Source organism: Oleiphilus sp. HI0123 (assembly GCF_001635315.1).
The window spans coordinates 1-1,595 of the sequence record NZ_LWGE01001352.1 but is presented as its reverse complement, the minus strand read 5'-3'; the positions used below and the strand labels follow the sequence as shown (position 1 = coordinate 1,595).

General features: G+C 46.3%; 2 protein-coding genes. Both read left to right on the top strand.

Annotated elements, in window-relative coordinates:
• Positions 1-111 precede the first annotated feature (111 nt).
• A complete protein-coding gene (gene tcdA, locus A3761_RS16885) occupies positions 112-897 on the top strand; it encodes a tRNA cyclic N6-threonylcarbamoyladenosine(37) synthase TcdA (RefSeq protein WP_068512811.1) in 786 nt (261 codons plus the stop codon).
• Positions 898-1,004: 107 nt separating this feature from the next.
• Positions 1,005-1,595 (top strand): cation:proton antiporter (locus tag A3761_RS16880; RefSeq protein ID WP_197473082.1); only part of this gene is annotated, 591 nt, incomplete at its 3' end.

The window sequence follows — 1,595 nt, the reverse complement described above, 5'->3', positions numbered from 1 at the left end:
GTGTCGGAGCATGCTAAGTCTCAAGCATACAGTGATGTATTGAAATCAAATGCTGCGCTGAAGTCTAGCGAGCTATAAGCTTCTGATTCCTGATATAAGGCTGATGGCTCTATGAATGACGATATTGCCTTTCGCTTTGGCGGTATTGCTCGCCTGTATGGTTTGCCAACGCTAGAGCGTTTTCAGCATAGTCATATTGCCGTGATTGGTATTGGCGGTGTCGGTTCCTGGGCCGCCGAAGCCTTAGCTCGATCGGGTATTGGTGAAGTTACCCTATTTGATCTGGATGATATTTGCGTTTCGAATATCAACAGGCAAATCCATGCATTGCAAGACACGGTTGGGGCGATGAAGGTGGAGGCTATGGCTGCTCGAATGCAGCAGATTAATCCGCAGATCAAAGTACATGCAAACCACACCTTTATTACGCCTGCAAATGTAGAAACTTTGCTGCACAAAGGCTTTGACTATGTCTTTGATGCGACCGATAGTGTCAAAGCAAAGACTGCCATTATTGCTCATTGTTCGCGACATAAGATTAAGTTGATCTGCTCGGGAGGCGCCGGTGGCCAAGTTGATCCGAGTCAGATTCAAATTGCTGACTTAAATCGTACTATCCAGGACCCATTGCTTGCCAAGATACGCAATAATCTTCGTCGCATGCATGGCTTTTCCCGAAACCCCAAACGCAAATATCGGATTGACTGTGTATATTCGACTGAGCAATTAGTTTACGCACACAGTGATGGCGCAGTATGTCACGAAAAGCCAGCCGAAGGCGGTCCGGTAAAACTGGATTGTGCCTCGGGCTTTGGTGCGGCAACTCACATAACGGCAACATTCGCCTTTATGGCGGTATCTCAAATTCTAAAGAAACTCGCAATCCTGGCAGAATGATCTTTAATTGTAAGACGTCCCTTAAAAGGGTGTTGTAACGAGTTAAAGTGCTTCCCCATAGATGTATGTTGCGGGTGGGCCGATTTCAAAGAAAAGAATCCGTTTCTATGGTTGAGCTGCAGCTTATTTTACTGGCGAGTATTGGTGTTATTTCCCTTATTTGTCAATGGATTGCCTGGCGTTTACGTTTGCCGGCAATTTTATTTCTCTTACTTGCAGGAATTCTTATCGGGCCTGGTTTAGGTATTCTGGAGCCGGATGCCTTGTTTGGTGAAATGCTATTCCCGATTGTATCGCTGGCCGTTGCCGTGATTCTGTTTGAGGGTAGCCTTACTCTTAAATTTCAGGAGCTACGTGAACACGGCAAGATGGTTCGCAACCTTCTAATGTCTGGTGTAGTTGTTACTTGGTCTATCGGAACCATTGCCAGCCGTTATCTAGTTGACCTGTCTTGGCCGGTCGCAACCTTATTTGGTGCAATTGTGGTGGTTAGTGGGCCTACGGTGATCATGCCGTTATTACGATCGGTTCGACCCAATGCCCGAATTACCAATATTCTTAAGTGGGAAGGAATCGTAGTCGATCCGATAGGAGCGCTACTGGCTGTTTTGGTATTTGAATTTATTGTATCCAGCGGTATGAGCAAAAGCCTGGCCTTTGAGCATGTCTTGCAGACTTTTGGTTCGACCTTGGTGTTG

Coding starts and splice junctions, on each gene's coding strand:
- tcdA (WP_068512811.1), top strand. CDS start 112: ATGAATGACGATATTGCCTTTCGCTTTGGCGGTATTGCTCGCCTGTAT.